The 25,683-nt window shown below is 60.7% G+C and carries 28 protein-coding genes; 10 read left to right on the top strand and 18 right to left on the bottom strand.

Features of this window, described 5'->3' with window-relative positions; genetic code table 11:
- Positions 1 to 160: 160 nt before the first annotated feature.
- Both ISX84_RS05460 and ISX84_RS05455 read right to left on the bottom strand, forming a co-directional pair.
- Positions 161 to 811, bottom strand: coding sequence for a class I SAM-dependent methyltransferase (locus ISX84_RS05460; RefSeq protein ID WP_326838704.1), 651 nt, complete (start codon positions 809 to 811; stop codon positions 161 to 163).
- Positions 808 to 2,271, bottom strand: coding sequence for an MFS transporter (locus tag ISX84_RS05455; protein ID WP_195819288.1), 1,464 nt, complete (start codon positions 2,269 to 2,271; stop codon positions 808 to 810). Before ISX84_RS05455 ends, ISX84_RS05460 begins: the two co-directional genes overlap by 4 nt.
- 80 nt (positions 2,272 to 2,351) lie before the next feature.
- On the opposite strand from ISX84_RS05455, the gene ISX84_RS05450 reads away from it, so the two are divergent.
- Entirely contained in the window at positions 2,352 to 2,816 is a 465-nt protein-coding gene (locus ISX84_RS05450; RefSeq protein ID WP_195819287.1) for an RrF2 family transcriptional regulator, read from the top strand.
- A 167-nt stretch (positions 2,817 to 2,983) separates the two neighbouring features.
- On the opposite strand, the gene ISX84_RS05445 is transcribed toward ISX84_RS05450, so the two are convergent.
- The 4 genes from ISX84_RS05445 to ISX84_RS05430 form a co-directional block, all read right to left on the bottom strand.
- Entirely contained in the window at positions 2,984 to 3,511 is a 528-nt protein-coding gene (locus ISX84_RS05445) for a nuclear transport factor 2 family protein (RefSeq protein WP_195819286.1), read from the bottom strand.
- A 49-nt stretch (positions 3,512 to 3,560) separates the two neighbouring features.
- Entirely contained in the window at positions 3,561 to 3,878 is a 318-nt protein-coding gene (locus ISX84_RS05440; protein WP_195819285.1) for an Atu4866 domain-containing protein, read from the bottom strand.
- A 53-nt stretch (positions 3,879 to 3,931) separates the two neighbouring features.
- Complete coding sequence (locus ISX84_RS05435) at positions 3,932 to 4,429, bottom strand: carboxymuconolactone decarboxylase family protein (RefSeq protein WP_229884075.1); 498 nt, start codon at positions 4,427 to 4,429, stop codon at positions 3,932 to 3,934.
- Positions 4,430 to 4,503: 74 nt separating this feature from the next.
- Complete coding sequence (locus tag ISX84_RS05430) at positions 4,504 to 5,358, bottom strand: SDR family NAD(P)-dependent oxidoreductase (protein ID WP_195819284.1); 855 nt, start codon at positions 5,356 to 5,358, stop codon at positions 4,504 to 4,506.
- Positions 5,359 to 5,558: 200 nt separating this feature from the next.
- Here ISX84_RS05430 and ISX84_RS05425 point away from each other — a divergent pair, with 200 nt between their 5' ends.
- The gene (locus ISX84_RS05425) at positions 5,559 to 6,473 is read left to right on the top strand and encodes an AraC family transcriptional regulator (protein WP_195819283.1); all 915 of its coding nucleotides are present in this window, start codon (positions 5,559 to 5,561) and stop codon (positions 6,471 to 6,473) included.
- 386 nt (positions 6,474 to 6,859) lie between these two features.
- Here the strand turns inward: ISX84_RS05425 and ISX84_RS05420 are convergent, their stop codons facing one another.
- The 4 genes from ISX84_RS05420 to ISX84_RS05405 are packed head-to-tail and all read right to left on the bottom strand — an operon-like array spanning position 6,860 to position 10,993.
- The gene (locus ISX84_RS05420; protein WP_195819282.1) at positions 6,860 to 8,059 is read right to left on the bottom strand and encodes a CaiB/BaiF CoA transferase family protein; all 1,200 of its coding nucleotides are present in this window, start codon (positions 8,057 to 8,059) and stop codon (positions 6,860 to 6,862) included.
- Positions 8,056 to 9,555, bottom strand: coding sequence for a tripartite tricarboxylate transporter permease (locus tag ISX84_RS05415; RefSeq protein ID WP_195819281.1), 1,500 nt, complete (start codon positions 9,553 to 9,555; stop codon positions 8,056 to 8,058). The genes ISX84_RS05420 and ISX84_RS05415 overlap by 4 nt, the downstream gene beginning before the upstream one ends.
- Positions 9,555 to 10,025, bottom strand: coding sequence for a tripartite tricarboxylate transporter TctB family protein (locus ISX84_RS05410; RefSeq protein WP_195819280.1), 471 nt, complete (start codon positions 10,023 to 10,025; stop codon positions 9,555 to 9,557). The genes ISX84_RS05415 and ISX84_RS05410 overlap by 1 nt, the downstream gene beginning before the upstream one ends.
- A gap of 5 nt (positions 10,026 to 10,030) precedes the next feature.
- The gene (locus ISX84_RS05405; RefSeq protein ID WP_195819279.1) at positions 10,031 to 10,993 is read right to left on the bottom strand and encodes a tripartite tricarboxylate transporter substrate binding protein; all 963 of its coding nucleotides are present in this window, start codon (positions 10,991 to 10,993) and stop codon (positions 10,031 to 10,033) included.
- Between the two features lie 126 nt (positions 10,994 to 11,119).
- On the opposite strand from ISX84_RS05405, the gene ISX84_RS05400 reads away from it, so the two are divergent.
- The gene (locus tag ISX84_RS05400; RefSeq protein ID WP_195819278.1) at positions 11,120 to 12,043 is read left to right on the top strand and encodes a LysR family transcriptional regulator; all 924 of its coding nucleotides are present in this window, start codon (positions 11,120 to 11,122) and stop codon (positions 12,041 to 12,043) included.
- A 688-nt stretch (positions 12,044 to 12,731) separates the two neighbouring features.
- Here the strand turns inward: ISX84_RS05400 and ISX84_RS05395 are convergent.
- Positions 12,732 to 13,214: an Lrp/AsnC family transcriptional regulator gene (locus ISX84_RS05395; protein ID WP_195819277.1), complete on the bottom strand. Its 483-nt coding sequence runs from the start codon at positions 13,212 to 13,214 to the stop codon at positions 12,732 to 12,734.
- A 158-nt stretch (positions 13,215 to 13,372) separates the two neighbouring features.
- Here ISX84_RS05395 and ISX84_RS05390 point away from each other — a divergent pair, with 158 nt between their 5' ends.
- The 5 genes from ISX84_RS05390 to ISX84_RS05370 all read left to right on the top strand — a co-directional run bounded on the left by ISX84_RS05390 (position 13,373) and on the right by ISX84_RS05370 (position 17,582).
- The gene (locus ISX84_RS05390; protein WP_195819276.1) at positions 13,373 to 13,552 is read left to right on the top strand and encodes a DUF1127 domain-containing protein; all 180 of its coding nucleotides are present in this window, start codon (positions 13,373 to 13,375) and stop codon (positions 13,550 to 13,552) included.
- 32 nt (positions 13,553 to 13,584) lie between these two features.
- The gene (locus tag ISX84_RS05385; RefSeq protein ID WP_229884074.1) at positions 13,585 to 14,775 is read left to right on the top strand and encodes an ABC transporter substrate-binding protein; all 1,191 of its coding nucleotides are present in this window, start codon (positions 13,585 to 13,587) and stop codon (positions 14,773 to 14,775) included.
- Positions 14,776 to 14,781: 6 nt separating this feature from the next.
- Positions 14,782 to 15,390 (top strand): GNAT family N-acetyltransferase, encoded by a 609-nt coding sequence (locus ISX84_RS05380; protein ID WP_195819274.1) that lies wholly within the window; start codon positions 14,782 to 14,784, stop codon positions 15,388 to 15,390.
- Positions 15,391 to 15,521: 131 nt separating this feature from the next.
- Positions 15,522 to 16,055, top strand: a complete 534-nt coding sequence (locus ISX84_RS05375) for a dihydrofolate reductase family protein (RefSeq protein WP_195819273.1) — start codon at positions 15,522 to 15,524, stop codon at positions 16,053 to 16,055.
- A gap of 465 nt (positions 16,056 to 16,520) precedes the next feature.
- A complete protein-coding gene (locus ISX84_RS05370) occupies positions 16,521 to 17,582 on the top strand; it encodes an alpha/beta hydrolase-fold protein (RefSeq protein WP_195819272.1) in 1,062 nt (353 codons plus the stop codon).
- Between the two features lie 274 nt (positions 17,583 to 17,856).
- Here the strand turns inward: ISX84_RS05370 and ISX84_RS05365 are convergent, their stop codons facing one another.
- The 7 genes from ISX84_RS05365 to ISX84_RS05335 all read right to left on the bottom strand — a co-directional run bounded on the left by ISX84_RS05365 (position 17,857) and on the right by ISX84_RS05335 (position 24,065).
- Positions 17,857 to 18,753 (bottom strand): GntR family transcriptional regulator, encoded by an 897-nt coding sequence (locus ISX84_RS05365; protein WP_195819271.1) that lies wholly within the window; start codon positions 18,751 to 18,753, stop codon positions 17,857 to 17,859.
- Positions 18,754 to 18,787: 34 nt separating this feature from the next.
- Positions 18,788 to 19,453 (bottom strand): RraA family protein, encoded by a 666-nt coding sequence (locus ISX84_RS05360; RefSeq protein WP_195819270.1) that lies wholly within the window; start codon positions 19,451 to 19,453, stop codon positions 18,788 to 18,790.
- 13 nt (positions 19,454 to 19,466) lie between these two features.
- On the bottom strand, positions 19,467 to 20,222 hold the full coding sequence (locus tag ISX84_RS05355; RefSeq protein ID WP_195819269.1) for an SDR family NAD(P)-dependent oxidoreductase: 756 nt from the start codon (positions 20,220 to 20,222) through the stop codon (positions 19,467 to 19,469).
- On the bottom strand, positions 20,219 to 21,247 hold the full coding sequence (locus tag ISX84_RS05350; protein WP_195819268.1) for a zinc-binding alcohol dehydrogenase family protein: 1,029 nt from the start codon (positions 21,245 to 21,247) through the stop codon (positions 20,219 to 20,221). The genes ISX84_RS05355 and ISX84_RS05350 overlap by 4 nt, the downstream gene beginning before the upstream one ends.
- A gap of 61 nt (positions 21,248 to 21,308) precedes the next feature.
- The gene (locus ISX84_RS05345) at positions 21,309 to 22,220 is read right to left on the bottom strand and encodes a sugar ABC transporter substrate-binding protein (protein ID WP_195819267.1); all 912 of its coding nucleotides are present in this window, start codon (positions 22,218 to 22,220) and stop codon (positions 21,309 to 21,311) included.
- Between the two features lie 67 nt (positions 22,221 to 22,287).
- Entirely contained in the window at positions 22,288 to 23,274 is a 987-nt protein-coding gene (locus ISX84_RS05340; protein ID WP_195819266.1) for an ABC transporter permease, read from the bottom strand.
- Entirely contained in the window at positions 23,271 to 24,065 is a 795-nt protein-coding gene (locus ISX84_RS05335) for an ATP-binding cassette domain-containing protein (RefSeq protein WP_195819265.1), read from the bottom strand. Before ISX84_RS05335 ends, ISX84_RS05340 begins: the two co-directional genes overlap by 4 nt.
- A gap of 172 nt (positions 24,066 to 24,237) precedes the next feature.
- Here ISX84_RS05335 and ISX84_RS05330 point away from each other — a divergent pair, with 172 nt between their 5' ends.
- Both ISX84_RS05330 and ISX84_RS05325 read left to right on the top strand, forming a co-directional pair.
- Entirely contained in the window at positions 24,238 to 24,480 is a 243-nt protein-coding gene (locus tag ISX84_RS05330; RefSeq protein WP_229884073.1) for a UxaA family hydrolase, read from the top strand.
- An 8-nt stretch (positions 24,481 to 24,488) separates the two neighbouring features.
- On the top strand, positions 24,489 to 25,679 hold the full coding sequence (locus ISX84_RS05325; protein ID WP_195819263.1) for a UxaA family hydrolase: 1,191 nt from the start codon (positions 24,489 to 24,491) through the stop codon (positions 25,677 to 25,679).
- Positions 25,680 to 25,683: the final 4 nt, after the last annotated feature.

Genomic DNA, 25,683 nt, shown 5'->3' with positions numbered 1-25,683 from the left:
CTGGGCTGAGCTTCCGCCTCGGCGAAGATTGGCTCTTGGCGGACATTGGCCCTTTGATCTCGACGCTGCGGTGCGGTCCGCAACGGGAGACATTCGCCGCGAGGGCGAGAGCGGACAGTTTCAACCGACCCAATTCGGAACAAGCCGGACCTCCTACTCATCAAATCCTGGACCCGCTCATCCGACGCTCCACCGCGATCACGGTATCGATGACCACGGCCACCTGCCCATCTGGTCCGTTTGCAGTCCGCTCCAGGGGGCCGACAAAGACCCGATCCCATTCAGACGGATTCAAATCGAGATCGGTCAACTCGTCCTCGGCGGTTGGATAGATCGTATCCGGACCCGCCCATGACCAGGGGGCACGGGACCCATGCGCGCCAATCAGCAGCAAACCACCCGCCGCCACTGAATTTGCGGCGCGTTGCAGTACCGACACCCGGTCAAACCGGCCTGGTGAGTGCAGGAACATGGCCGTCACCAGATCGAATTTACCGTCCGGGATTGATACGCCGAGATCGCGCTGCTCAAATCGGGTTTTACCTGCGACGCCGGCGTTTTCTGCCGCGCGCCGCGCTGCGTCCAGCGCCGACCCCGCGACATCAACACCTGTGCTGGTCCAACCCTGTTTCGCAAGCCAGATCGCATCGTCACCCCGCGCGCAGCCAAGATCGAGCGCACGACCGGGTGTGCGGCCCTCCGTGAAGCGCACGAGGATGGCAGATGGACGCCCGCCGGAGGGATTGGTCATCCGCGCATAGTGGCCTTCCCAGAAGGCGGTGGGGTTTTCATGGGCTTCGGGGATTGTCACTTTGTATCCTTTCCTGCGCTCAATGCTGAAACGCCGACCAATACTGCGAGCGTTGCAAATACGGCGATCGAATAATGCGTTGCGGTCGCCGCGGCGTGCACGAAACGCGGTGCGATGTCCGCCTCTATCTCCATTCCGCCTTCACCGAGCGACCCGAAGAAGATGGTGCCGGCAATGGCAATACCAAGCGCCGCACCGATCTGTTGAAAGGCTTGCATGGCCCCGGAGCCTGCACCGGCATCCTGTGTCTCAACGCTCGACATGGTCACCTGGAAGAGAGACATGATTGCCGTGCCAATGCCAAAGCCACAGATCAGCAGCGGCGGTGTGAACGCATAAGGATTCAGCTCTGCGCCCGTGGATAGAATGACGCTCCGCAGCCAGATCATGCCGATCACAAGCAGCGCCGCCCCTGTTGCGATGCGCAGCGACAGATAGTGATTTCCAAACCGCTCTGTTGTCATCGAGGCCAGCATGACCCCCACCGGGAAGGGAGTGGTCACGAGGCCGCTTTGCAGCGCCGTCAGACCAAAGCCCGATTGCAGAAAGACCGCGAGGACGAGGAAGAGACCGGGGATGCCGCTGAAGAACAGCGCCACCAGCCCGAGCCGTCGCAGGTAAGGCCCGTTTGCCAGAAGACCGGGTGGCATCAGCGCCGGCTGGCCCGCCGCGCTGCGTCTCCGCTCATACACAATGAAGCCAAACGCCACCGGACCCGACGCGGCAATCGCGGCAAAGCACCACCACGGCCATCCAAGGGCGCGACCTTCGATCAGCGGCAGAACAAGCAAGACGGCGGCGATGCTGAACAATGCCGTCCCGATCCAGTCGGGGCGCGTACGGGTGTCCGTATCCAGTTCCGGGACAAACAAGCGCGTGCCGATCAGCGCGGCGAGACCAAGTGGGATGTTGACCAGGAAGGCCAGGCGCCAGCCTAGACCGCCAATATCCGCAGAGATCAGCGCACCGCCGATGATGGGACCAGCCACGACCGCCAGACTGGACACCGTTCCGAACATGCCAAAAACGCGGGATCTTTCCTCAGGCGGAAAGATCACATGCGCGATGGCGAGAACCTGAGGGACCATCATCGCCGCTGCGATGCCTTTCAGCGCGCGGGCCACGATCAGGCTGAAGACATCCGGCGCGAGACCGCAGATGGCGGAGGACAGGGTGAACCCCATCAACCCCCAGACGAACATCCGCCGCCGTCCGAAGACATCGCCGAAGCGCCCGCACGGCAGGAGGCCGACCGCGAGGGCCAACACATAGATTGCAGCGATCCATTCGAGTTGCGTCGGAGTTGCGCGCGTGTCCGCCTGTATCTGCGGCAAGGCCACGTTCACGATGCTGACGTCGATCAGGTTCATGAAGTTGGCGATGAACAGAACGGAGAGCGCTGCCCACCGGTTTGCGGCGGCACGGTCGGGGTTGTGATCAGATTTGGATGCAACATTCATGTAACTTCGTATGTATCATGAGAGAGTGAGAGTCAATCTCTTGTGCTTTCAAATGTTGCGAGAGGCTGATAGAAAACCTCATGCGACAGGACAATCGACTTTCCCGTGTGCTTCATGCCCTGCTCCATCTGGACGGGATGGACGCGCCTGCCACCTCCGCGCAGATCGCGCAGATGCTGCAGACAAACGCCGCGGTGGTACGGCGAACCATGTCGGGTTTGCGGGATGCGGGGATCGTTGCGTCGACCAAGGGCCATGGCGGGGGGTGGTCCCTGGCAAAGCCGCTGGACCAGATCACGCTTCTGGTGATCTACGAGGCTTTGGGCTCCCCGCAGCTTTTTGCCATTGGCAACGATGCGGACGACCCAACCTGTCTGCTCGCGAAATCAGCCTATGCCGCGACCAATGCGGCTTTGGCCGCCGCAAGACGGCAGTTCGAGATGTCGTTACACGGGATCACCGTCGCGCAGCTCGCGGAGGGGTGGAGAAATGACATGGCGAATTGCGACACGGCCTCACGTGGTGCGCCCCAAGGCGGCTCCTGACGGTATCGCGATCACTCTGCGCGAGACCCCTGGGCGTTTTACGCCATTTGGCGGTTGTAGGCGGCGGCGAAGCCATAACGCGGATGCCGATCATGGTTCCTCTGCCTCTATGATGGGAAGGGCGCAATCTCGCATAAGGCGCGCGAGGCCAGAGACCGAAAGTGCGTTCAATCGGTCCTTTCATCTACAGCACTTGCCGGATCGCGCGCGAGGAGCGCTGCAAAGGCTGCCATATCGAGGAACGCGGTCACCTCTGTGACGGCACCCTCCTGCATCGTGAATATCCAAAGATAGTGGTTTCTGTAGATGTCACCGGCTGCCGTTCTGCCTTGGCCATCGAAACGCACCAGAACATCGTCGCCATCCGCCCAGACCTCGTGCACCGTCGGACTGAGCCCTTCGCTCATGCGTGCGTTGAATGGCGCCACCGTCCGCGACAGGAGATCTTCCTTGCCGCGATACGTGCCAGAGACGACCGGATCAAAGCCCATGATGGTCCAGACGACATCCGCATCAAGTAAGTCGAAGATATTGAATGTCCCTGCTTCCCAGCCCTCGAAGGCGTCACGGACGATCTGGCGATTGGTCTCTTCGACCAACCGGTCTGCGGCGTTGGCCGGACGATTGCTCAGCGCTGGCAGGCAGACAGAAAGACCTAAGATCAGCGCGATAGATCGGAAATTCTTCAAAGACATGGTCGGCTCCTTAGGTGGCTTCAAGACATGTCTTGGCTGGGACGCCCCATCACTCCCGGCGGTAGAAGATGTAGCCACCGTGATAGAGGGCCCCGTCGCGGAATTGCCCATCCGCGTAGAACCCGGTGTCATCCCAGTATTGGATGATATCGCCGGTGACATGATACCGGCCCTGATAGGCACTTTCCCGGCTGCCGCGCGCTTCGTCGTAGCGTCCGTTCGGCAAAAGACTGTGGCAGATATGTCCGTCTTCCGTCACCCACATGCCGACAAACCCGTGGGTCTGCGGCTCCGTCGCGGCCTCCGGTCGGGGAGATTGCGGGAAATCGGTGGTGACGAATTGTCCCTGCGCGACGGATCCGGTCATGGCGACAGCCAGGGTTGCGAGAATGCGTGTTTGCAGCCCACGCTCCGACCTCCTCACTGCTCCGCTCCGCCGCCAGCCGCGCGTCGCTCTTCGAAGAGGTCCGCCATGGTTTGCGAGGCCAGAATTGCCTTCGGAAAGCCTGCGGGCACGGTGATCATGTAGACGATTTCCTTCAACTCATCTTCCGTGACGCCGACGTTGAGCGCATAGCCCGCATGGATCTTCATCAGGCCGCGTTCCCCCATGGCGGCAAAGGCGGCGACAGCTGCGAGCTGGCGCGTGCGATCATCGAGACCGGGCCGCGTCCAGACATCACCAAGCGCGTAGGCCTGGGTCGCGTCTGCGAGGAAAGGGAACTCCTGCCGCATGTTTTCCAGCGTTGTCTGGGGCACGCCGTTGTTCAGTTTCAGAATGACATCGGCCCCCTGCTGAAGACGTTCTTGCGTCGTGTCGGGCATTGTGCGTCCTTCGTCAGTCTGTGCAGTCGCGGGTGATATGGTCAGTCCAATCGTCAGGGCGACAGCCGAAAACGTGGTGTTCTGAATGGTCATGGTCCGTCCTTCTTGAGTGCGGTGAGAGGATTCTGCCCGGTCAGTGGGCATTTTGAATGTTGAGACTTCGGCGATCAGGCGGCGGACACGGCCGCGCCATCCGTCGACTTGGACAGCTTTTGCCAGTCTGACAGCTCGGCCATGCGTGCTTCATAGGCCCCGCTCAGATATTCGTGAGCATCTGACCCCGCAGCGTAGCGGAGCGGCGGCGTCTTTTCGCGGGAAAGCCGCACAAGCGCGGCGCCAAGCTTTGCCGGATCTCCCGCCTGGGCATGGTTCTGCGAGGTATAGAACCCCTGCGTCGCTTGGGCGTAGTCGGCATAATCGCTGATCGCCCTCTCCGAAAACCGGATTGATCTCTCATCAAGAAAATCAGTACGGAAGAAGCCCGGCTGCACGATGGTCACACCGATATTGAACGGCTTCACCTCAAGTGCGAGGCATTCCGAAAAGCCCTCCACCGCGAACTTGGTCGCGCAGTAGATCGACGCGATGTCGAACCCCAGTGCACCGCCAATGGACGAGAGGTTGAAGATATGACCCGATGTGTTGCGGCGCATCACTGGCAGCACGGCGCGGGTGACGTGCAAGGTGCCGTGCAGATTGGTGTCAAACTGCCGAAGAATGGCGTCGTGCCCGATCTCCTCGAACACACCGAGCTGGCCATATCCGGCATTGTTGACCAGGACATCGATCCGCCCAAACTGCTCCATAGCCTCTGCAACCGCTGTCGTGGCTTGCTTGGGATCGGTCACATCCAGTTGCAGCGCGATGGCATCATCCGTGTCCGGCAAGGCTGTTTTGACTGCGCCCGCGTCACGCCCTGTCGCCACAACCCGGTCACCGGCGCTCAGCGCGGCCTTTGCGATATCCAGTCCAATACCGCGCGACGCGCCGGTGATGAACCACACTTTTCTATCCTTCGCCATATCAACCTCCTGGCATCTGGCACCCCCTTAGCCGGGGGCGCCTTCTGCAGCAGATCTGTGCAGGCCGCTGCGCCCAGCGGTAGAACGATCTCACGGGATGATTGCCCAATTCTCCGCGTCGGTGGGAAAACCGTTGATCTGCCCCTAGATGATGTTGCACCGAAAGGCCCTGGCTCTGCGCAGGGATAAGGGGAAAACGGATGAACAGCTCAGTTGATCGCCTTGCGACGTTGGTTGCCCGATGTGCAGACAGGGACGGCATTCACGCAACAGCCGTTCCCCGGCTGGACCTGATCCGCAGCGCGCGACCCACACAGGATCTGCACGCCGTTCACGAGCCTGCGCTCTGCATCGTGGTGCAGGGGGCAAAGCGGGTCATGGTCGCGGATCACATCTATGAGTACGATGCCGCCAAATACCTCGTTGTCTCATTCGATCTGCCGATCATTGGTCAGATCACGACCGCCGATCGGGCGGCGCCCTATCTCTGCATCCGGTTCGGGATCGATGCCGCAGTTCTGTCCGATCTGGCCGCAACCATACCGTGGGAGCAGGCGCCCCCCGCCAGGGGTCCGGGCCTCTTTCTGGGAGAGACGACACCGGACATCGTGGATGCGGCGACGCGTCTTGTGCAATTGTTGGACACGCCCGACGACATACCGGCCTTGGCACAGCTTTATGAGCGTGAACTCCTCTACCGGATCATACGGGCACCTGGTGGGCAGGCCGTCCTGCGCAGCGTCTACGGTCCGGGACAGGGGCGGCAGATCGCGCGGGCCATCGCTCTGATCAAGAAAAACTACCGCGCGCCATTTGAGCTGGCCCGTCTTGCCGAAGAAGCGCACCTGCAGCCATCCGCGCTGCATCATCACTTCAAGTCTGCGACCTTGATGTCGCCCTTGCAGTATCACAAACGATTGCGCCTGCAGGAGGCGCGGCGACTGATGCTTTTTGAGGCCAGATCTGCCGCGCAGGCTGCGTTCTCTGTCGGCTACGAAAGCCCCTCACAGTTCAGCCGCGAGTACCGCAGGCAGTTCGGGCAGCCCCCGATGAAAGACATTGAGGCACTGACAGGTTCGCTTCTGGCAACCGAACCTCAGGAAGTGAAGTGGTAACCCCTCACGACCAATATCGGCCATCGTGAACCAAACGCAGAAATGTTTGACCTGCTGGCGTTTGGTCAGATGCGAACCCGATGAGGCTTCAGCTCGTCTCAGCTTTTGCATAGGTCAGATTGGCCGTTCAACGATCATCAGCTTCGCCGCAGAAATGCCCGCCAAGCAAACTCTTGCCGTATCCGCCGGTTGAAAGCCGATAACGCTCCGCTGAACCGATGCTGCAATGCAGCCGAACGAGGTGAGGAAGATTTTCCAGATCATTGCTGCATGAGGGTCCATGGTCGCCCGATTGCGCTTGTGGTTTGACCCACACCCACCGTCTTCGCGGCAGCGGATCAATGCGGCTTGGTCCGTTCCACAGCATCATCGCAAAGGATTTTCGATCATTTGCCGAAGCCGATAACACCCTGCGCCTGAAGGTCTTCGACCTCCGATGGCGCATACCCCAGATCACCGAGCACCGCGCCCGTATCCGCGCCGAGCGCTTGTGGATCTGTTGCATTGGTCGGATCCGGTGCCGCCGCCATCGCAAACGGCAGGCCGCAGAAGCCAGCGCTCCCCCGCGCGGCGAAACCACGTTGCAGGGACGCGGTCAGGTCAAGCGCCTCGGGCAGCGTCCGCAACCGCGCACACGGCACGCCCGCTGCCATCAGGACCTGCTCCCATACGTCGGCCGATTGCGTGCATAAGACGCCGGATATCGCCTGTCCAAGCGCCACTCCGTTGCGATCCCTGGCCTCTGGATTGCCAAAGCGGGGATCGTCCAGCCACTCTGCCCGGTCAAGCGCGCGAGCAAAGGCACGGAACTGGCCCTCTTCGTTCACGCCGAGGCTGATCTGCCCCTCGGCGCATTTAAACACCCCGGACGAGGGCGAGCGGCTGTTGGCCGCGTTGCCGCGTGCCCTGGGCGCGGTGCCGGTCAGGCGGTAGTCGGCGATCGTCGAACTCATCAGGCTGAACGCCGTCTCGAGCATCGAGACATCGACAAAGGCCCCCTTCCCCGTCCGCGTCCGGGTCATCAGCGCCGACATCACTCCCAGCGCACCGGCGAGCCCCGTGGCATAGTCTATGATCGGTGCGCCCGTGCGGGTCGGCCCCGTCTCGACCGTGCCTGTCAAGGTCATCAACCCGCTGATCGCCTGGATGTTGACGTCATAGGCCGGAGCGCCGGCCATGTCGTTGCCCCGCCCGTAGCCCGTCATGGCACAGTGGATCAGGCGCGGGTTGATCGCGCGGGTGGCGCCCTCGGTCAGGTCCAAACGCTCAAGTGTCGCGGGCCGGTGGTTTTCCACGAGCACATCCGCCGACCGGAGCAGCCGGTGAAACACTGCACGCCCCGCAGCGGTGCCCAGATCCAGGGCCAGCGACTGCTTGCCTGCGGCTTGCGTCATATAGGCCGTGCTCATGCCCGCCGCTGCCCGTGCCTTGTCGCTGCCGCCGCGATGGCGCATCGCGTCACCGCGGCCCGGGCGTTCGACCTTGATGACCTCCGCGCCCAGCAGACCGAGGTAGTAGGCGCAAGCTGGTCCGGCCAGCACATGAGTCCAATCGATGACCCGGATGCCCTCCAGCGGGGCGGTCATGGTGTCATCACCGCCGCCCGCGTCTGACGGCGCAGGCTTCGTACCCGAACCAGAAGGGCCGCCAGACCGATCAACAGAAACACAAGCGCCACGGGTCGCGTCACAAAGATCATCAACCCATTGTCCGACAGCAGCAGCGCCTGGCGAAACGTCTCCTCCGCCCCGCCCGCCAAGACAAAGGAAATGACAAAGGCCGCCGGGTTGAAATCAAGTTTGCGCATGGCCCACCCGGCAAAGCCCGCCGCCACCATGACGTAGACATCAAAGAGGTTGCCGCGCGAGGTATAGGCCGCCACGAAAGACGTCAGAAAGATTACCGGATACAGCACCCGCGTCGGCACCCGCGTGATGAACCGCCCGACAAAGGCGGCGCCGAAATAGCCGATGACCCCGTAGATCGCGATCCCGATCAGCCCACAGGCAAATAGCGCATAGACCAGATCCCGGCTGGTCAGGAACATTGTTGGCCCGATCTGGATGCCGTGGATCAGGAACACCCCGATCAGGATCGCGCCGATGGTCGAGCCGGGAATGCCCAGTGTCAGCAGAGGCGCCATGGACGGGCCACTGACCGCGTTGTTGGCCGCCTCGGGGGCTGCGACCCCTTCCAGCGCGCCGGTGCCCCAGGCCTCTGGGTCGCGCGCACGCCGCTTGCCCTCGCCATAGGCCACGAAGGCGGCAATGGCCGAGCCCAGCCCCGGCAGCATGCCGATGAACGCCCCGATCAGGGACGAACGGGCCACATGTGGCAGGCAGGGCCGGTACTCCGCCCAGCTGAGCCGGTTGCGCGCCGGATCATCCGTTGCCATCAGCGCGGGCGCCCTGCCACGGTCCTCGATCTGGGCAAAGACCTCGCCCAGCACAAAAATCCCGATCATCAGAGGCACCAGTCCGATGCCGTTGGTCAGATGGAAACTGCCGAAGGTGAACCGCTCGGTCGAGCTGATAGGATCGAGCCCGATCATCGCCACGAGGATGCCCAAGGCCGCCGACGCCAGCCCGCGCGTGACGGACTTGCCGATCACCGACCCGATCACGATGAAGGCCGCAAAATAGACCGCAAACAGCTCGGGCGGTCCCAGCTTCAGTGCAATGGCGGCAATCCAGGCCACGCCCGCGATCAACAGGATCTCCCCGGTGAAATCACCGATCACCGACGAAATGGTCGCCACCTTCATCGCCTTGCTGGCCTTGCCCTGCCGCGCCAGCGGATAGCCATCCAGCTGCGTCGCCGCAGAGGCCGCCGTGCCGGGCGTGTTGAACAGAATGGCCGCGATGGACCCGCCGTATCGCCCCGATTTTCCGATGACATAGAGGAAGGCAAGCGCCGGAAGCGGCTCCATGTAAAAGGTCAGGGGCAGAAGCATCGCAATGGCAGCCGAGGCCGTCAGGCCAGGGATCGCCCCCACGACCATACCGACGACAGCGGCCAGCAGCACCCAGCCCAGCAGCACAGGATCTGCGAGCACGCCAATCAGGGCAGGAAAGATGTCCATCAAACGCCTCCGACCACATCCAGAAGGTCGACGTATCGCCCCAGCGGAGGAAACACGCCCAGCAGCTCGAAAAACACCACGTGATAGGCCACCGGGCACGAAATCGCTGCGGTGAGCAGGCCCAGAGGACGCCGCACGCCAAAAATCCACAACGCCGCAGGGGCCGCGACCGCCGTGGCGATCAGGTACCCGACGGCAGAGATGGCCCAGACATACCCCACGGACAACACCAGCAGCGCGGCGATGGCCGGCAGGTGCCGCCGCTCGACCGCACTGGCCCCCGGGGCCTGACGCAGCTCTGCCGCGCCCAGCAGGATCAGCGCCACCGACCCCGCAAGCGGAAACAGCCGCGCACCCCACCGCCCGTATGGGTCCAGAGCGATGCCCATCGATGTGAGCGTGGCGCCCATCCCGATCAGGATCAGCGCCACACCGACCACCCGAGGGGTGGGAGACGTTCCTGGGGTCACGCGCCTCAGCCCTGCTCTTTCAGGGCGTCGATCACGGGCCGGGTTTGGTCCTGCATCTCGCGCAGGCGCGCTTCGGTCTCGGCCCCTGTCAAAAAGGCCGGGACATTGCCGCGCTCCCGCATGAGATCCGCAAATTGTTGGGTCTCGGTGATGGCCCTCAACGCCTGCTCCATGCCCGATACGATCTCGGGATCAGTGCCCTTGGGCGCAAAGAAGACGATGGGCGAGAATACGGCGACGTAGTCAAAGCCCAGCTCCGCCAGGGTCGGCACATCGTCACGAATAGGGTCACGCTCGGGCGCGACCAACGCCAGCACGCGCAGCTCGTTCTCGAACCCCGCGGCCTGCTGGATGCCGACAAAGGCGAAATCGACCTGTTCGCCGATCACTGCGGCGCGCGTTGGGCCGCCGCCTTTGAACGGGACATCCTGTGCCTCAAGCCCGTTGCGGTTGAGAAAGCTCTGCCCTGCCACCTGGTGGAACCCGCCGCGCCCATTATGTGCCCACCTCAGACCGCCGGGATTGGCACGTGCCGCATCGACAAGATCCTGCACCGATTGGAACGGGCTGTTTGCCGGCACAATCACCGCCGGGGTCAGGTTCCCGATCTGCGCGATGATGTCAAAGCTGTCAAACGGGGTCACATCGGTGTCCCGCAGCATCGAGGTCAGCAGGAACGACCCCGCCGAGGTCACCATCACCGTGGTGCCGTCCGGCCGGGCCATTGCCGCCTCGGTCGCGCCGGTGATACCGGAGGAGCCGGGCTTGTTCACGATGACCAGCGGCACTGGCAAAATGCCATCGGCCGAGGCCGCAGCCGCCCGGGCCAGCGCGTCGGTTCCGCCCCCTGCGGAATAGGGCAGAATGGCATTGATGGGCCGCCGCGGCGCCCATTCCGTCAGCGCCGGACCTGCCGTCAGCAGCGCGGACGCGGACAGACCCGTCCGGATAAAGTCACGTCGTTTCATCATATCCTCCCATCGGTCATCGGTGCCTGTTCGCGGCCCGTTCTGACAAAGATGGGGTTACGCTATCGCAATCGATGCCGTAGAAAAAACGCAATTATCAGAAGTACGGATCGAAAAATTCGAACAATGAACCTGCGCAGCCTCAAGATCTTTGCCCTCGTGATGGAAGAAGGCACGCTGGCGCGGGCCGCCCAGACCATGCATCTCAGCCAATCCGCCGCCAGCCGTCTGTTACAGCTGCTGGAGGAAGAGTTCGACATTCACCTTTTTCACCGCGACAGCCGTCGCCTGATCCCGACGGCAGAGGCCGAAGCTTTCTATCCCGAAGCGCTGCGCATCCTGTCGCAGATCGAAGCGCTACCGGGGTTCGTCCAGCGCATTCAAAGCGATCGCCCCGAGCCCTTTCGCATCATCGCACAAACCCGGATCGTGAACGGGCTCATCATTCCCGCGATCGCACTCATCCGCGCGGCGTTCGCCGATCAGCCCATGAAGCTCGAAATCCATCCGCGCCGCGATCTGGGGCGGCGCATGATGAACGACCGTTACGATATTGGCGTGACCGCCCTGCCCTTGCCGGTGGACCACCCTGCCCCAGTGCGACTGGGCACCGCCCCGCTCAAGATCGCCATCGCTCGGGATCATCCGCTTGCCACCCGCTATGTTCTACGCCCGCCGGACATGGCTGGCGTGCCCTACATCGCGCTGGACGAGACCACCGTCATCCGCCGCATCGCGGATCGCGAAATCGCGGCGACCGGTACGCATCTCGACGTGGCCCATGAGGTATCCCTGGGCTCCGCCGCCTATCGCCTCGTGGAACGTGGCCTCGGCTTCACCTTTGCCGATCCGGTGGCCCTGGACCCCGAGCTTGAAGGCAAAGTGCGCCTTATCGACTGGGAGCCGCAAATGGACGTCGAAATCGGCTATTTCATCCCCGATGGGAATAGCAAACCGGACCTGACACGGGCGTTCGAAGACGCGTTGCGTACCGTCTACGCGCGACGTTGTGGGGAAAGCCAGATTAAATATGGAGAGACGCAAGGCTAGTGAAATGCTTTTGGATGGGACTTGGAATACTTTCCACGTGTGCGGTCCGGTTCCACCAATGCTCCGACCGACATCGGCGATCTCAAAACGCTTGAGTCCTCTCGCGCCTGTCACTCTTTTACACCTGTCCATTTTCGGTAGGCGTGCTTCACTGTATTTTTGTTCAGCAATGGGTGACGCGTTCAAATGCCATAAGCGACGCCTGCACATCCGACTTCGGCAGGTGGAAGACCGGCAAACACATCTCTGGGCCGATCTTCAAACAGGTCAGCGCCAGCATGTCTTCGATCAACAGCGTTTTGCCATGGCGAATGGCGATCGGTCAGGGCGCAGGCACGTAAATTGCCTAAACTCAGCCCGATTGTGGATCGAGCCGACCGCAAGCAAAACGGCTGGATGCAGCACGCTTTTCTCTGCCGTGCGGATCAGGGCTGCAAATTCCGGCGTGGGATGAGTCGCCCTATCAGACACCTGTGGCAGGCTCTCCACCTTCAAGATAGCCAGTGCGTTGAGCCGGTCTGCAGGTGGTCAGGTTGCCGTGCACAGCAGCGCGGGCTTCTGTTTCCGCAAGACTTGGAAGAACGCATGAGATGGCGAGGGGCAAAAGTGGTCAGGTGTGTTGAGGGCGTATGTCGCAGATGAACGCGTCCGCTTCGAGGTCAGCAGGTCCGTGGGCGGTAGCGACGCGTCATAGATCGTCTCCCGGCTCGCGATGGCTGACCGGCGTCATGTCCTTGTTGTATTCACGAAGCACGACGAGGCTTTCAAAGCCGGTGAGAGGCGGCTCGAAAAGATGCGTTTCCGTGAAGGTCGCGTAATCCTCCATCGAAGCGCATCTGACGATAATGGCCAGGTCCGCATCACCGGTGACGTAGAAAACACGCTCTACCTCCGGCAAGCGACGGAGCTTTTGCTTGAGAATGTCGATCCGTTGCGGATTGTCACGGGCGATGGACAGAAGAACGATCACGCGGGTGGCGGCATTTTGGTACTTTGGCGCAACAATCGCAATCTCGCGCTCGATCACGCCGGACTTGCGCAGCCGAAGCACCCGCCGACTACAAGCCGCTGGCGACAACCCCAGCTTTTCGGAGAGTTCTGCGGCGGTTTGCCTGCTGTCGACCTGCAGCAAGTCCAGCAGGCGGTGATCGAAGTCGTCGAGCTTTTCCATGTGCCTCCGTCAAGCAAAGAGTAATCTCGGCAATCGAGAAATTATGTCGGAAAGTAGACTAATTTCGATAGAAAATCACGCTTGAAGACGAAAATTCACGAAATCCGATCCACTGCGCCTTGCTAGTTCTTAAGCGAGACAACGGTACGGAGATCGACATGTTCAATGGAAACGCTCACGCCCCTTCACTGCGGCATCGGTTTTTGGGAGGCCTGTTCCACCGGCGTTTTCGGAAAGATGCCCAGCATCTGCATTCGCTTCCGGACCATTTGCTGAAGGACGTCGGCATCTGTCGGGAGAAGATCGACCTGGAAATCCGTCGCCTGCGGCGCTTCTGACGTCCGCTTGGACCACGATGATGGAGACACACATGCTGAAAAACCTCATCCTTGCCACCCTGATCGGGACCGTGATGCCCGGCACGGCCATTGCCGACCAACCGCTTCGCATCGGGCTGCTCTTTGGCTTCACAGGACCCATCGAGTCGATGGCTCCGGAGGTCGCGGCGTCCGCCGAACTGGCGCTGAGCGAAGCCAGCGCGTCCGGGCTCTTTCTGGAGGGGCGGACAATCGAACCTGTCCGCGCCGACAGCACCTGTATCGACACGGCGCTCGCGGTTGCCGCTGCCGAGCGGCTGGTGACCAGCGAAGGTGTCGTCGCGCTGATCGGTGCGGATTGCTCTGGCGCTGCCTCGGCGGTCGTCGCGCAGGTTGCGGTTCCGCATGGCATCCTGTCGATTTCGCCAACGGCCACATCTCCCGGCCTGACCGAACTGGACGACCGGGGATTGTTCTTTCGGACTGCGCCCTCTGATGCCCGGCAGGGTGAAGTCCTGGCCGACGTTCTGAAAGCACGGGGCATTGAGACCGTCGCGGTCACCTATACCGCCAACGACTATGGCGCGGGTCTTGCATCGTCGTTCCGTGACGCTTTCACCCGCCTTGGCGGCAAGGTAGCCATCGAACTGCCACATACGGACGGCAAGGGCGACTATTCAGCCGAGGTCGGTGCCTTGGCCGCCAGTGGCGCAAAGGTGTTGGTGGTGGCCGGTTATGCAGACCAGGGCGGTCGCGCGATCCTTCAGACAGCTTTGGATCTTGGCGCATTCGACCGGTTCGTGCTGCCCGACGGGATGGTGGCGGATAGTATTCTGGACGCGTTTGGCGGCGCGATCGCGGGGGCCATTGGCACGTTGCCCGGGACTTCCGGTGCCGCCTCGGCGAGTTTCGAGGCGATGCTGCACGAAAACGGGATCGACGGTCAGGGCCCCTATCGGGCAGAGGCCTACGACGCCGCCGCCGTTCTTGTTCTTGCCATGCAAGCGGCGCGTTCGACCAACAGCGCGGATGTCGCGCGGGCAATTCACACTGTGGCAAACGCGCCCGGAACACCCATCGGTGCAGGCGAAATTGCCAAGGCGCTCCGCATTCTGCGCGCTGGTGGTCAGATCGACTATGTCGGCGCGAGTTCGGTGGAATTCACCCCGGACGGCGATGCGTCCGGCACCTATCGCGAAGTTGTCGTGACAGGTGACGGTTTCCAAACCGTCCGGAACTGGTAAGCGACAATGCCGACGCCCCGACTTTCCGTCCGGCTGGCCCGGAAAGACGATCTGGTGACAATTGAGGCGCTGGCCAAGCTGGCAACACGCGATCTGCTGGGGCCGTTCCTGGACCCGTCCCAGCAGATTGCCTCGATGGAATTCACCGCGCTCGACCCGTGGCTGATCGAGGATCAAACCTATTTCGTGATCGAGATTGGCGGCCTGATCCGCGCGTCCGGCGGATGGAGCTTTCGGGACGGGCTTGTGCACACGAAAGAGCCGGTAGCACCAACGGCACAAATTCGCTCGACGAACACCGCGTGTCTACGCGCGATGTACACCGATCCGGCCATGGCGCGAAAAGGCATCGGACGCATGGTGGTTGCCATTGCCGAGACCTCTGCGAGATTGGCCGGCTACACGTCCATGGAGCTTTTGGCCACACCGGTCGGAAAGCTGCTGTATCAGGGGTGCGGATACACAGTCCTGCAGGACATCGGCCTGACGGCCTGCAACGGTGCGACGTTCAACCTGGCCTATATGGCGAAAGACCTGCAGGCGCCGCCAACCGGACAAACCAATGATAGAGAGAGCCGAACGCCACTCCGGCATCCGACCGGCATCACAGATTGACGGCGCGGCACGCGTGGTGGTAATTTAAACGTCCTAACTCTGGAGGACCCTGCCGATGACATTGAAAGCCTGATCCGATCCGTCCGCAACAAGCGGACCTACCACTTGGCTTTCAACATCAGGAGCATTCAATGCAACCGATTGTCTATGACGTGGCGGTTTCCGCCGATGGCTTTATCGCGGGACCAAACAATGACGTTTCCGCATTTCCACATACAGAACAGGTCGTCGAAGACTATTTCGCACGGCTCTCCACCTACAAGACAGTCCTGATGGGCCGCGCCACTTATGAAGTCGGCTACGACTTCGGTCTGAAACCGGGCGAAAACCCTTACCCGAAGGCGGCCTCCTACGTTGTCTCGCAGAGTATCCGCTTGCCCGATGAGGCCGCGGTGATCGTACGGCGGGCGCTGGACGATGCCTGGCTGTCGGAATTGCGAAGTAACAGCCCCTCCCCGATCTACCTGTGCGGGGGTGGCATTCTGGCCACCGCGCTCTTGGAGCTCGGCCATTTGCAGGGCTTGCGATTAAAGCGTGCGCCCATCGTGTTGGGCAATGGTACTCCCTTGTTCGCGCCGTTTCGGCACTCGCTCACACTGAAACTCCGCCAGCAAACCGACTACGGTGATGGATATGTGTTTCAGGATTTCGACATTCTGACGTGAGCACATCGCCGTGTCCGCGCGACGCTCAGGCTTGGTCAGATCAGATCAGAGACGCGCTGCAACGCCGAACATCTGCATTCGAACCAGTCACGTCAGACAGATCGGGAGTGGCTGTCAAGCGACGGCCGCTCAACCAAGTCGAGCGTTAGTGATCGCCGCCGCATGTAGGTACTAGGGGTTCTCTGCCAGACTTGGCGGTAGCGCAGTAGCTGACCGACGAGCCAAATTCGATCCGTGAAGACGGCCCGTTCCAGCCATTTTGCGGTCATGAACGCCGCATGGCGGCTTTCCCGGAACGGACGCTGATCGGTAGATTGGCGTTTCCTCACTGATAAAATTCATAGTGCGCAGGAAAAGCCGTCTGTTTGACCATGCGTAAACCGACGCCATTGACTGACGATCAAATTTCCCCTTATGTGAATCTCATTTACATGTGGGGAGATCTCCGATGCGTATGTTACTCCTATGGGGGTTACCATTGCGGTCGGCCTCGCCGTTGGCACCTTAGGCGCCTTTGCTCAGCTGGCGCAGTATCCTTCGGGCCGGGTCGTCGAACTTGAGACGCCAGCACCATCCCTTGACGGAAATCTGCTGGGAACCCCAAGTATGCAGAACGCTGCTATCTACCTGCCGCCCGGCTACGATCAACAGCCGGATGCTCGTTTTCCGGTTGTGTATCTGTTACACGGCATCTTCGACGACTACGGGGTTTGGATCGAGAACTATGACGTCCCTGCCATTCTGGACCGGCTTATCGCGCGCGAGCGCCTTGAGCCCCTGATCGCGGTGATGCCAAACGGCGGGAACCGATATGGTGGAGGATACTACTGGAACTCTTCGGTGAGCGGGAACTGGGCGGACTACATCACCGATAATCTCGTCGGGTTTGTCGACACCAATTTCCGCACCCTTGCCTCTCCGGAAAGCCGCGCCGTGATCGGCCACTCCATGGGGGGATATGGGGCAATTCATCTTGCCATGGCCCATCCCGGTATCTATTCGGTGGTTTGGGCTATGAGCCCGTGCTGCTTGGCACCGACGGAGGATCTCGGCTTCGGCAATGATGCGTGGCGGCGCGCGTCAACCGTCAAAGACCAGAACGACATTCAGGCACTTATTGATCGTCAGGACTTCTACCCTATTGCCATTCTCGGAATTGTAACTGCATTCAGCCCCGCGCCAAACCATGAACCGGTCTACGGGCACTTTCCGTTCGAGATCGTGCGGGGGGAGGTCGTTCTCGATGACCAGACATTCGATGCCTATGCGGACGTCTTCCCGACGCGGCAGGTGCGCTCGGCTCGCGCAAACCTTCGGGACCTACGCGGGCTGGGACTGGGGGTAGGACTTGGCGACCAATTCCTGCACATTCCTGCGGGGACACTCGATCTGTCACAAAGGCTTGGCGAAGAGCGCGTTCCACATCAATTGGATGTCTACGCGGGCGATCATCGGCAACATATCGGCGACAGATTGGAAAAGACGGTCCTCCCTTGGGTCGGCGCGCGATTGGATTTCAAGGAATAGAGCGGATTGAAAAGCTCGCGCTCCAGCCGCTGACACCGTGGCCGTTCTCTCCACCCGCCTGAGTTATCGTCCTTGACATCAGATGGGGTGCCTCATCCCGCACTTCACTGTCGGCCCCGGCTCTCAGTACGTCCCCGATGTCCAGGTCGCGGCAATAATGGCAACAGGTTACAAAGCTCCTTAAGCCGCAAGATCCCGGTGAGGTATCGATCCCGTGGATGGGGATGGAGAGAGGGAGTGTTCAAACACAGACCAGGCACGATCACTTCGCACGCTAGGGTTTTCCGTCCCACACCGCCGATGCCAGCAAGGTTTCCCTGGCGTGATCGATATGCGCTTGAAAAGCCACCATGGCGCGATCCGCATCAGAGCTTTCGAGGGCCGAGATAATCTCCAGATGCTGAACAATCGCATAGTGGTTGCGTTCAAGTTCATCGCGCTTGTTCCAGCGGTAGTGATAGTGAAAGACGAGAGAAATCAGTTCGAAAAAATCCTGCACAAACCGGTTGCCGAAACTGTCGATCCAGACCCGGTGGAATTTCTCGTCCAAACGGGGGAAGAGCAGATAGTCATCGGCGATGTTCTCTGCGATGGCCTCGTGTTCCGCCCGCAACTTGATCGTCTCCAGATGCCGGTCTGCACCTCCGGCCAGAAACTCTTCAAAACACCTCTTTTCGAACATTTCGCGGACCGCAAAAAGCTCCTCGGCAAATGCTCGGGTAAAACCGTTCAGAACCCAGTGACGATTTGGCGTTTTTTCAATCAGGCCAAAGCGGGAGAAGCGGATCAGAAACTCCCGTATCACCGTGGAACTGACGCCAAACTCCTTGGCCAAATCCGTCTCGCGCAGCGTGGCGCCGGGGGTCAGCTCGCTTGCGAATATGTATTCCATGAACAGGGAGGACAGTTTCTCGGTAACAGATTCCGTTTCCGAAGCCGGGAAATACTCCGCCTTCCTTGGTCTGCGCAAAACCCGCTTCGACCGACCCGACCATTCGATAATGCCTGCGTTTTGCAATCCCGTCAGGATACCCCGCACGGTTGTGCGGCTGACATCCAGCTCTTGGGAAAGTGTTACTTCGGTCGGCAAATCGGCATTGGGTCCGACAGAGCCAATGATATCGAGCGCGCGATTATAGCCTTCCTTGAAGGTGCTGCTGCTGCGTGACATTCCATATTCTTCCGGTTCTCGGCGTCATGGTATGTCACATGACCCCGAATTTGCGAAACGCGTCGACCGTGCTCATACCACCCTTGATCGCAATAGCGACCTCGTTTTCAGTCGCCACTTTCTCTTCCGCCGCCGCGATCACCTCGGCCTCCACCTCTTGCGGCACGATCAGGACACCCTCATCATCGGCGACGATCAGATCGCCGTCCCGGATCGAGACAGCGCCGATCTGAAGCGGCATCCGGTAGTCCACGACTTTGCCCCGCACACCTTGGTCCTGCGCATAGGCACCGCGCGAAAAGACAGGGAACCCCAGCTTGCGGATTTCGGACGTATCACGCACATAACCGTTCAGGATCGCGCCAGCCGCGTTGAGGTGCAGGGCGCGCGTCGACATCAATCCTCCCCATAGAGCGCAGCTGAGCGACGTGCCGTCGGCGATGTATATCTCGCCGGGCTTCAGATCGTCCAGAGCTTCAAACATCAACCCGAACGGTTTGTCGGAGAGCGGGCCCCGCCCGGCACCGTCCGTATAGGGCGCTTCCAGGACTGTCATTGCCCGGCCGACAAGCCGGGTGCCGGGGACCAGTGGCACGATGCCGGCGGCTAGAAATTGATGGGTGTACCCCCGTTGATCCAGCACATCGCCAATCACGGCGGTGAAGAGATCGGTTCTTATCTTCTCAAAATCAATTGCCATATCAAGCCATCCATCAAAATCCGGTTGCGCCGCCGCCATCGACCAGGATGACCTGACCATTGATGTATCTTGCCGCTGGCGAGGCCAGAAATGCGCAGCACCAGCCGATGTCTTCCGTTTGGCCCAGATGCCCCATCGGGATGCGGCTCATGATTTTTTCCTTGCGTGCGGGATCACCCCTGGTGGCGTTGCGAAAGATGTCGGTGTCGATCCACCCCGGCGCCACGCCGTTGACGCGTATCCCCCGCGATGCGAATTCCGCAGACAGACCACGCACCACGCCGTTTATGGCCGTTTTCGAGATCGTGTAGCCGGAGACCATGGGTTGCCCAATAAACGCTGTCATCGAAGATAAGAACTGTACATTGCCCGCGCGATCCTCGGCCAGCATGCGCCGCATCACAAGACGGCTGAGCTCCAAGGCGCCGCGCACATGCACGTCAAAAACCTGGTCGAACTCCGCGAGCGTCTGGTCTTCAAAAGCCTTCTTCAGCGTGTTGCCCGCATTGTTGACCAGGATGTCCAGTGGGCCTATCTCCGCTTCTGCATCTGCCAGACCGGCGGTGTCTGTGATATCCAACACAACCGTTTTGCAGCCATGGCCAATCTCTTGCGCCGCCGCGCTCAGCACCTCCGCGCGCCGACCGGCGAGTGTCACCTCTGCGCCGCTTTGCGCAAGGCAGTTGGCAATGGCCTTGCCGATGCCAGTACCGCCGCCGGTGACCAGCGCACGTTGCCCTTCAAGCCCATAGACTGGATCCAGGTTCATTGCGCGTCCTTCATATCGATCATGATCTTGAACACGGCGTCGCGGTGGCTCACCCAATGCGCCAGAGCCTGATCCGCCTCGGTCCAGGGGATCACTTTGGTGATGAGCCGGTCGGCAATCGATGGATGGGTTTCAAGATAGGCAATCACCTCCTTGAAATCGGAGAGCGTTGCGTTCCGGGATCCAAAAATGTCCAGTTCTTTGAGGTTGAAAAACTTGGTGTCGTAGCTGACCTCTGATTTGGCATATCCGACGTAGACGACACGCCCGGAAAACGGCGCAAGATCAACGGCGGCGCGAAAAGTTTCACCAAGCCCCACCGCCTCGATCACTACATCCGGCCCGGCCCCTTGCGTCAACGCCGACACCGCCTCGGAAAGACTGTCGGTCATCGGGTTCACGACACCGTCAACCTTCAACGCGCGCAGGGTGTCGATCTTGCTGTCGGCCACTTCGCTGACGATGACCTTTGCACCACGGGCTTTCGCCCCCAGGATTGCCCCCACACCGATCATACCGCCGCCCAGAACCAAGACGGTATCGGCGGCGGACACGGACCCGCGGGAGACGGCATGGAACCCGACCGACAGCGGCTCCACCAGCGCCATGTGTTTGAGTGACAGGCTGTCATTGGGGATGAGGCGATCAGTCTTCAGAACGATCTGGGTACGCAACCCACCATCTTGCTGCACCCCCAGCGTTTTGTTGAATTGGCAGGCATTCACCCGCCCCTTGCGACAGGACAGGCAGGTGCCGCAGGTTGTGTAGGGAATGACGATTGCCCCCTGCCCCACGGCAAACTCCGGGTCCACGTCGGGACCACGGGCCGCAACCGTGCCGCCGATCTCATGCCCGGGGATGCGCGGCAGCTCGACCAGCGGATTCAGGCCCAGAAATGTGTTCAGATCACTGCCACATAACCCGACAAAGGCGACGTCGAGCAGAACCTCTCCCGGGCCCGGCGCGACGGCGTCCGTGTCGCGAAACGCTGTGTGCCCGATGTCGTCGATGACAAGAGATTGCATGCCAGGTCTTTCAATCAAGGAACGGGACGGCGACCCGACAGAGCCGCCGTCCGGGAAGTCTTTACTGGAAGTCGGCGACGTTATCGCCGGTGATCAGAATGCCATCGATTGGCACAACGGCAGGAGCATCCTTGCCCTTGATGATGCTGACGAGGTTCTGAACAGATTCGATCCCCATGCGGGTGTTGTCCTGCTTGATGGTCGCCGATTGCTCCCCCTCGCTGATGGCAACGAGGTTGGCCGGGTTGCCGTCAAATCCAACGATGACCAGATTGTCCAGCTTGCCCAATGCCTGCGAGGCAGAGACCGCCGCCAGGGCGCCCGGATCCCACGCGGAGAAGATGGCCTTGATATCGGGGTTTGACTGCAGGAAGTTCGTCGTTGTTTCGAACGCACAGGCATCCTGCCAATCGCAAATCTGGAAGATGACTTCGTGACCCGCAGCTTCTGCCGCTGTGAGGACGCCGTCACGACGGGCGTTCCCGGTTTGGTGACCCGCAGAGCCGCCCAGGATCAGAACCGACCCCTCACCGCCCAATTGTTCCACGATGTAGTCGCCTGCGATACCGGCAGCCGCCAGATTGTCGGTCTGAACGAGGCTCGATACATGTGAGTGGTCAATGCCTGTGTCAACGGCAACCACCGGAATGCCCTTGGACGCCGCATTGTCGAGCGAGGCATCAAACGCGCGATTGTCGACGGAGCCGATGATGATCCCGTCCACACCCATATCGATCGCGCGGTCCACAGCATCTTTCTGCGCGGCTGAATCCGGCGAGGAGGCCGTCATATCGATGAATTCGATCCCCTGCGCTTTGGCTTCACCCGCAGCGGCGGTCGCGACGCCGATCCAGAAGGTGTTATCCGTGGAATAGCCCGTATAGGCGATCCGCAGGTCCTCGGCGTAGGCCGCACTGGCAATGCCGACAGCCGTTGCAGCTGCAAAAACAGTCTTTGTGATATTGAACTTCATAGTTTCCTCCCAGAAGTACTTGATGACGCCCGTTGGCGGGCTTTGATATGCGCGGCGATAAGATCATTCACCGCGCCGTGCGTCGCCAGACATCCCAATAGACGGCGACAATGATGATCGCCCCGATTGCAATGCGCTGGTATGAGGTGCCGACACCCAGGTAGGACAGTCCGACAATGATGGTTTGCATGATGAACATGCCCAGAAGCGTCTTTCCGACCCCTCCACGCCCGCCAAAAAGACTGGTGCCGCCGATGACCACAGCCGCAATGGCGTAGAGTTCATAGCTTTGACCACGCGCGGGCATGGCAAAGTTCAACTTCGCGACCTCGACAATTGCCGCAAGACCCGCCAGCAGACCGCCCAGCATGTAGTAGTAGATGCGGCTTTTGGCGACCGGCACGCCGGACAGGCGCGCAACCTCCTCGTTGCCGCCGATGGCAAAAGCCCGGCTGCCAAGGCGTGTCTTGGTCAGGAACAATCCGGTCAGAATGGCCGCTGCAAACATGATCAGCATGGGCACGGTGTTGCCGGACCCGAGAAACTTGAACCCATCAGGAAAACGCGACAAATCACGCCCGCTCGCCAGGATTTCAGCCAGCCCCTTGTAGGCAGTCAAACCCCCAAGCGTGACAATGAAGGCAGGGACCTTTGTCAGCACCTGTATGGTTCCGTTCAGCGCGCCCAAGGCGGCCCCGATCACCAGCCCGAGCCCGACGGCAGCAACCGGCGGCAGGCCCCATTCGGCCATGAAAATACCAACCGAAACACCGACCACCGCAAAGATCGAGCCCACGGACAGATCCAGCCCGCCCGAGATCAGAACAATCGTTGTGCCACAGGCGAGAATGGCCAAAATAGACGCCTGCCCGAAGATCGACAGCAACGTGTCGATGCTGCGAAACGGCGGCGACATCAGAAAGAAGAACCCGTATATCAGCGCCAGCGCCGCGAGGACCTGCCAGATCTGCATGAAGTTGTGCCTGGCCAGCTCTAGACCTCCCGCGCTGGTGCCGGGGTTTGAAATACCGGTTTGGCTGTCTGCGCTACTCATGCCTGGCCCTCGGTTTCTTTGGCGCCCGTGATCAGGCCGACCAACGTATCGCCGTCCACCTCCGCCACCTTGCGCACGGCAACCAGGCGGCCCAGTCGGAGCACCATCACGCGGTCACAGTAGTTCAGGACATGCTGCATATTATGGGTGATCATGATCACCGACAGACCGTGGTCTTTGAGAGAACGCACCAGGTCCATCGCCATCTTGCTTTCGCGCACCCCCAGCGCCGCTGTTGGTTCATCCAGAATGGCAACGCGTTTGCCGAACATGACCGTCTTTGACAGCGCAACGGCCTGACGTTGGCCGCCTGAGAATGCTTCCGCGTCGCGGTAGATATCTGCGATCCGAATATCGAGTTTGCCGAAGAGGTCGCGGATCTCGGCGTCCATCTTCTTGAAATCGAGGACACCAAACCAGCGCCCGAGCCAGTCGTCGCGCACGATCTCGCGCCCCAGAAAGACATTCTTGGTGATCGAGATTTCATTGACCAGCGCGAGGTCCTGATAGACGGTCTCTATCCCGGCCGCTTTCGCATCGCTGGGCGTGTCGATCTTTGTCTCTGTCCCGTCAAAGCGAATGACCCCCGTTGTCTTGGAAATCGCACCGGTCAGCGCTTTGATCAGCGTCGATTTACCCGCCCCATTGTCGCCGACCACCGCCAGGACTTCGCCTTCGTTCAAGGTGAGGCCCACCTCATCAAGCGCCACGATCCCGCCGTAATGCTTTGATATCCCACGTGCTTCCAGCACTGGTGGCTTTGCAGCTCTATCGGCTCCAGGGCCCGTCATTCTTGTTCCACACCTCAAAATTGCTCTTTATGCGTAAAAAACATTTTAGGTTGTCGTCAATTGTTTTTTTTGCAAATAATACATTCAAGCGGGGGTAAACGTGATGTCAGAGGGTGAAAAACCGGCGGTCAGACTGCTTCATCTGCACCGAAATGATAACGTGGCGGTATTGATGCAGGACGCTGAAATCGGTGCGACGACACGGCATGGGGCGCGCTGTATTTCCATCCCCACGGCATTGGGCATGGGGCACAAGATTGCCGTTGCGCCAATTGCCAAGGGGGCTGACGTGCTCAAATACGGCGCACCCATCGGTTTTGCAGCCCGCGACATCGCCATCGGCGAGCACGTCCATCTGCACAATGTAACCAGCCGGTACACGGTGATCGAGGACATGGAAGCGGGTCAACGATGACACATGCAATGAGCGGATGGCTGCGCGAAGATGGCCGCAAAGGCATCCGCAACGTGGTGCTTGTCGCCTATTTGGTGGAATGCGCCCATCACGTCTGCACACGCATCGCGCGGTCGTTCTCTGACAGTGAGGCGCAGGTGATCGGATTTTCCGGATGCTTTCCGAGCCGGTACGGCCAGGACATGATGGAGGCGCTCTGTACCCATCCCAATGTCGGCGCTGTGCAACTGGTCTCGCTGGGCTGTGAGAATTTCCGCAAAGCCGATCTGATGCGCCATATCGAAGCCTCTGGCCGTCCTGTGAACCTCATCACCATCCAGAACACGGGCGGGACACGGGCCGCGATTGCAGATGGCACGGCCTGGGTCCGTGAACAGGTGGCCCATCTGCGCCAGATGCCAAAGGTTGCCATGTCCCCATCTGACTTGGTCATCGGGACAATTTGCGGTGGGTCTGATGCCACGTCCGGACTGACCGGCAATCCTGCCGCGGGCCGCGCATTTGACCGTCTGGTGGCGGACGGGGCAACCTGTCTGTTCGAGGAGACGGGCGAATTGATCGGCTGTGAACACATCATGGCCGCACGTGCGGACAACCCCGTGCTGAAAGAAGCATTGATCAGATCCGTGGAGAAAGCCAGCCGCTACTACCGCGCCATGGGGTATGGCTCGTTTTCCCAGGGCAATGCCACCGGCGGCCTGTCCACCATCGAGGAGAAATCCCTGGGCGCCTATGCGAAATCCGGCGACAGCCTGATCAACGGGATCTTGCGCCCCGCCGAGCGACCGCCCGGCGCAGGGCTCTATCTGCTTGATGTGGTCCCGGACGGCCCGCCGACCTTTGGCTTTCCCAACATCAACGATACCGCGGAAATCGTCGAGCTGATCTCTTGTGGGGCCCATGCGGTGATATTCGTCACGGGCAGAGGGTCGGTCGTGGGATCAGCGATCTCACCTGTCCTGAAAGTCTGCGCAAACCCCAGAACCTACGCGGCCCTGCAAGAAGACATGGATATCAACGCGGGGCGCATTCTGGACGGAGACGCCACGCTGGATGACGTAGGGGGCGAAATTTACGACGCCCTTCTGGGCCTGGCCGCCGGGGGAACGACCGCCTCGGAGGACCTTGGGCACACAGAATTCGTGCTCACCTACAAAAACGCCAGCGCGCCGGAACCCGGCTGTCACCCGGCGGCATAACGCG

This window comes from Roseobacter sp. MH60115, from assembly GCF_015644665.1.
Classification (GTDB): Bacteria; Pseudomonadota; Alphaproteobacteria; order Rhodobacterales; family Rhodobacteraceae; genus Roseobacter.
This window is presented reverse-complemented; position numbering and strand designations above follow the sequence as displayed.

Bases quoted from the DNA above. Each gene is read 5' to 3' on its own strand.
- ISX84_RS05455 (WP_195819288.1), bottom strand. From the start codon at position 2,271: ATGAATGTTGCATCCAAATCTGATCACAACCCCGACCGTGCCGCCGCA.
- ISX84_RS05450 (WP_195819287.1), top strand. From the start codon at position 2,352: ATGCGACAGGACAATCGACTTTCCCGTGTGCTTCATGCCCTGCTCCAT.
- ISX84_RS05445 (WP_195819286.1), bottom strand. From the start codon at position 3,511: ATGTCTTTGAAGAATTTCCGATCTATCGCGCTGATCTTAGGTCTTTCT.
- ISX84_RS05440 (WP_195819285.1), bottom strand. From the start codon at position 3,878: ATGACCGGATCCGTCGCGCAGGGACAATTCGTCACCACCGATTTCCCG.
- ISX84_RS05435 (WP_229884075.1), bottom strand. From the start codon at position 4,429: ATGACCATTCAGAACACCACGTTTTCGGCTGTCGCCCTGACGATTGGA.
- ISX84_RS05430 (WP_195819284.1), bottom strand. From the start codon at position 5,358: ATGGCGAAGGATAGAAAAGTGTGGTTCATCACCGGCGCGTCGCGCGGT.
- ISX84_RS05425 (WP_195819283.1), top strand. From the start codon at position 5,559: ATGAACAGCTCAGTTGATCGCCTTGCGACGTTGGTTGCCCGATGTGCA.
- ISX84_RS05420 (WP_195819282.1), bottom strand. From the start codon at position 8,059: ATGACCGCCCCGCTGGAGGGCATCCGGGTCATCGATTGGACTCATGTG.
- ISX84_RS05415 (WP_195819281.1), bottom strand. From the start codon at position 9,555: ATGGACATCTTTCCTGCCCTGATTGGCGTGCTCGCAGATCCTGTGCTG.
- ISX84_RS05405 (WP_195819279.1), bottom strand. From the start codon at position 10,993: ATGAAACGACGTGACTTTATCCGGACGGGTCTGTCCGCGTCCGCGCTG.
- ISX84_RS05400 (WP_195819278.1), top strand. From the start codon at position 11,120: ATGAACCTGCGCAGCCTCAAGATCTTTGCCCTCGTGATGGAAGAAGGC.
- ISX84_RS05395 (WP_195819277.1), bottom strand. From the start codon at position 13,214: ATGGAAAAGCTCGACGACTTCGATCACCGCCTGCTGGACTTGCTGCAG.
- ISX84_RS05390 (WP_195819276.1), top strand. From the start codon at position 13,373: ATGTTCAATGGAAACGCTCACGCCCCTTCACTGCGGCATCGGTTTTTG.
- ISX84_RS05385 (WP_229884074.1), top strand. From the start codon at position 13,585: ATGCTGAAAAACCTCATCCTTGCCACCCTGATCGGGACCGTGATGCCC.
- ISX84_RS05380 (WP_195819274.1), top strand. From the start codon at position 14,782: ATGCCGACGCCCCGACTTTCCGTCCGGCTGGCCCGGAAAGACGATCTG.
- ISX84_RS05375 (WP_195819273.1), top strand. From the start codon at position 15,522: ATGCAACCGATTGTCTATGACGTGGCGGTTTCCGCCGATGGCTTTATC.
- ISX84_RS05370 (WP_195819272.1), top strand. From the start codon at position 16,521: ATGGGGGTTACCATTGCGGTCGGCCTCGCCGTTGGCACCTTAGGCGCC.
- ISX84_RS05365 (WP_195819271.1), bottom strand. From the start codon at position 18,753: ATGTCACGCAGCAGCAGCACCTTCAAGGAAGGCTATAATCGCGCGCTC.
- ISX84_RS05360 (WP_195819270.1), bottom strand. From the start codon at position 19,453: ATGGCAATTGATTTTGAGAAGATAAGAACCGATCTCTTCACCGCCGTG.
- ISX84_RS05355 (WP_195819269.1), bottom strand. From the start codon at position 20,222: ATGAACCTGGATCCAGTCTATGGGCTTGAAGGGCAACGTGCGCTGGTC.
- ISX84_RS05350 (WP_195819268.1), bottom strand. From the start codon at position 21,247: ATGCAATCTCTTGTCATCGACGACATCGGGCACACAGCGTTTCGCGAC.
- ISX84_RS05345 (WP_195819267.1), bottom strand. From the start codon at position 22,220: ATGAAGTTCAATATCACAAAGACTGTTTTTGCAGCTGCAACGGCTGTC.
- ISX84_RS05340 (WP_195819266.1), bottom strand. From the start codon at position 23,274: ATGAGTAGCGCAGACAGCCAAACCGGTATTTCAAACCCCGGCACCAGC.
- ISX84_RS05335 (WP_195819265.1), bottom strand. From the start codon at position 24,065: ATGACGGGCCCTGGAGCCGATAGAGCTGCAAAGCCACCAGTGCTGGAA.
- ISX84_RS05330 (WP_229884073.1), top strand. From the start codon at position 24,238: ATGCAGGACGCTGAAATCGGTGCGACGACACGGCATGGGGCGCGCTGT.
- ISX84_RS05325 (WP_195819263.1), top strand. From the start codon at position 24,489: ATGAGCGGATGGCTGCGCGAAGATGGCCGCAAAGGCATCCGCAACGTG.